The following is a 3,465-nucleotide window of genomic DNA, read 5'->3' on the forward strand; positions in this document are numbered from 1 at the left end:
AATAAGACATAAAATGCGCTGATATGAGACTGATAGCTTCTTGTGAATAAAGTAGTAGTTTACACCGCACATACTTCTGAACGGACGATAAAGCGCTTACCTTCAGGTATCTCAAGCGAAAAACTGGCCCCGCGTCCATCGACCACATCGATGGTTAAATCCGTATGTTGCCAAAGTTTATGCTGCGCTTTACCCATATAAAAGGGACAACCAGCAAGCTCACCGACGAGTACGTCTTGACCACCAACTTTGAACTCACCCAGCGGATAACACATCGGTGAGCTGCCATCGCAGCAGCCGCCAGATTGATGGAACATCAGGTCACCGTGTTTGGACTTTAATAGCTCAATTAACGCAACGCAGGCTTCTGTCGCTTCAAGTTTCATAACGTGCTCCTTATTTTTAAACTTTTACCCAAACTAATCGGTAAAATATAAAAGGCCGCATCATCATCACTCACATCATTAATAGCATGTGGCTGAAAACGATACGACCTGTTATTTGTGACCAAACGTCGTAATTATCGAGATAATTTCTAAAAAATAAAAATGTCTCAAATAATTGACATGTCTACATAGAGTAATCAATGACGATGCGACCCTCAATCTTACCATCACGCATACGATCAAAAATGTCATTGATGTTTTCAAGTGGCTCAGCGGCAACAGTCGCTTTTACTTTACCTTCCGCTGCCATATCTAGCGACTCTTGTAGGTCTAGACGTGTACCAACGATTGAGCCACGAATGGTAATACCATTTAGTACCGTATCAAAGATAGAAACAGGGAAGTCGCCTGTTGGTAGACCATTACAGACCAAAGTACCACCGCGGCGCAGCATGGTCAGCGCTTGATCAAAGGCCTTAGAGGAGACGGCTGTCACTAGCACACCATGAGCACCGCCGATCTCTTCTTGCAGATACTCACCAGGATCGGTGTTTTTGGCATTGACGGTGACTTTTGCCCCCAGTTTTTTGGCAAAATCGAGCTTTTCATCGTCAATATCGACGGCAGCAACGTTCAGTCCCATGGCAATGGCGTACTGTACCGCCATGTGACCAAGTCCACCGATACCTGAAATGACGACCCAATCACCTGGTTTGGTGTCTGTCATTTTCAGACCTTTATATACCGTCACACCCGCACATAGAACTGGTGCAATCTCAACAGAGTCAACGCTCTCAGGAATAATGCCAACATAGTCAGCATCTGCCAATACGTATTCTGCAAAGCTACCATTCACTGAATAACCAGAGTTCTTTTGACTTAGGCACAAGGTTTCCCAGCCACCTAAACAATGGGTACAGTGACCACAGGCAGAGTAGAGCCAAGGCACACCAACTCTATCGCCCTCTTTGACATGATGAACGTTGTCACCCACAGCAGTGATAAGACCTACGCCTTCGTGTCCCGGGATAAATGGTGGGCTTGGTTTTACAGGCCAATCACCTTCGACAGCGTGAAGGTCAGTATGACAAACACCTGAAGCCTGCATTTTTACTAAGATCTGACCGGCACCTACGGTTGGGATGTCTACTTCTTCAATCTGTAGCGGTTGGTTGAACTCATGCAGAACCGCAGCTTTCATTTTATTACTCATGGTATAACTCCTTATTACTAGCAGTCACCAACGCTTAAATCAATCGTTTAAACTGCCAATTATTTTACATGTAGATGCTTAGTAAGCATCGAGTTTGCACCTTACGCTTCCTTGTAAGGTGCTTTAGCAAATAGTGTTTAAAAGAACCCCATCGCTTTTGGACTATAGGATACCAGCATGTTTTTGGTTTGCTGATAATGGTCGAGCATCATTAGATGGTTTTCGCGGCCGATACCCGATTGCTTGTAGCCACCAAATGCAGAATGCGAAGGATAGATGTGGTAGCAGTTGGTCCACACGCGACCTGCTTGGATGCCACGTCCGAAGCGATAGGCTTTGTGTACACTGCGTGTCCAGACTCCAGCACCAAGACCATATATGGTATCATTGGCAATGCTCATGGCCTCTTCGTCGTCTTTAAATTTCGTGACGGCAAGTACTGGTCCAAAGATTTCCTCTTGGAACACGCGCATGTCGTTAGTGCCTTCAAAGATAGTGGGCTGCACATAGTAGCCATCTGCAAGGTCGCCGTCATGCTTGGCTTGTTCGCCACCGACCAATACTTTGGCCCCTTCTTTTTTACCAATATCCAGATAAGATAGGATTTTTTCTAACTGGTCTGTGCTGGCTTGGGCGCCAATCATGGTATCAGTATCTAATGGGTTACCCATTTTGATGGCTTTGACGCGCTCGATACAGCGCTTCATAAACTCATCATAAATGCTCTCGTGTACTAATGCGCGCGACGGACTAGTACAGATTTCACCTTGGTTAAGCGCAAACATCACTAGACCTTCGACCGCTTTGTCCAAGAAATCATCGTCTTCGTCCATGACATCAGCAAAGAAGATATTTGGACTCTTACCACCCAGCTCTAGGGTAACTGGAATGATGTTTTCACTGGCGTACTGCATGATTAGGCGACCAGTAGTCGTCTCACCAGTAAAGGCAACTTTATTGATACGTGGATTGGAGGCAAGCGGCTTACCAGCTTCAACTCCGAAACCGTTGACCACGTTGAGGACACCTTTTGGTAAGATATCAGCAATCCCGATCGTCTCTAGCATAAATAGGATAGAGGCAGGCGTTTGCTCTGCAGGCTTGAGTACTATACAGTTACCAGCAGCAAGCGCAGGGGCTAGCTTCCATACTGCCATGAGGATCGGAAAGTTCCATGGGATAATTTGGCCGACGACACCAAGTGGCTCATGGAAGTGATAAGCAACCGTGTCATCATCAATTTGACTGAGGCCGCCTTCTTGTGCACGAATGGCACTGGCAAAATAGCGAAAGTGATCGACAGCTAATGGAATGTCTGCTGCTAGGGTTTCACGTACAGGCTTGCCGTTTTCATACGTTTCGGCAATGGCGATGGCTTCTAAATTGGCTTCCATCTTATCTGCAATTTTGAGCAGTAGATTGGCACGTTCAGCGACACTGGTTTTGCCCCAAGCGTCTTTGGCAGCATGAGCAGCGTCTAAGGCTTTTTCAATATCCGCTTCTTTTGAACGGGCGACTTGGCAGATGACTTTACCGTCAATGGGGCTGGTGTTGTCAAAGTATTCTCCATCGGCTGGTGCGACCCACTCACCATTGATAAAGTTGTCATATTTTTCGCGGAATTGGACGGGGCTGTTTTCTGTATTGGGATAGGCGTGTAGCATTAACGACTCCTTGTTGTATTAATTTATAAAGCAAATAAACGTTCAAGCCTTTGATATATGATCTTTTGAGGTCATATCTATAAAGTCACTTGCACGGTTTTGCTGGATCTTCCTGATCAGGTTGACAGTCTATCCTACTGAACTTTTATACATAAAGATAGGTGCTTTTAGTAAAGCAAATCAGGTTGTTTCATAAATTTAG

General features: G+C 45.5%; 3 protein-coding genes. All 3 read right to left on the minus strand.

Going from position 1 to position 3,465, the window contains the following annotated elements:
- Nucleotides 1-59: 59 nt before the first annotated feature.
- The 3 genes from JMX89_RS12655 to JMX89_RS12665 all read right to left on the minus strand — a co-directional run bounded on the left by JMX89_RS12655 (nucleotide 60) and on the right by JMX89_RS12665 (nucleotide 3,263).
- Nucleotides 60-386 carry a DUF779 domain-containing protein gene (locus JMX89_RS12655; RefSeq protein WP_201551722.1) on the minus strand — a complete coding sequence of 109 codons (327 nt, stop codon included), beginning with the start codon at nucleotides 384-386 and terminating at the stop codon, nucleotides 60-62.
- Nucleotides 387-570: 184 nt separating this feature from the next.
- Entirely contained in the window at nucleotides 571-1,599 is a 1,029-nt protein-coding gene (adhP, locus tag JMX89_RS12660; protein WP_201551723.1) for an alcohol dehydrogenase AdhP, read from the minus strand.
- A gap of 137 nt (nucleotides 1,600-1,736) precedes the next feature.
- Nucleotides 1,737-3,263 carry an aldehyde dehydrogenase family protein gene (locus tag JMX89_RS12665; protein WP_201551724.1) on the minus strand — a complete coding sequence of 509 codons (1,527 nt, stop codon included), beginning with the start codon at nucleotides 3,261-3,263 and terminating at the stop codon, nucleotides 1,737-1,739.
- Nucleotides 3,264-3,465: the final 202 nt, after the last annotated feature.

The sequence above is a fragment of the Psychrobacter sp. DD43 genome (assembly GCF_904846555.1).
GTDB lineage: Bacteria > Pseudomonadota > Gammaproteobacteria > Pseudomonadales > Moraxellaceae > Psychrobacter > Psychrobacter cryohalolentis.

Bases quoted from the DNA above. Each gene is read 5' to 3' on its own strand.
- JMX89_RS12655 (WP_201551722.1), bottom strand. From the start codon at position 386: ATGAAACTTGAAGCGACAGAAGCCTGCGTTGCGTTAATTGAGCTATTA.
- adhP (WP_201551723.1), bottom strand. From the start codon at position 1,599: ATGAGTAATAAAATGAAAGCTGCGGTTCTGCATGAGTTCAACCAACCG.
- JMX89_RS12665 (WP_201551724.1), bottom strand. From the start codon at position 3,263: ATGCTACACGCCTATCCCAATACAGAAAACAGCCCCGTCCAATTCCGC.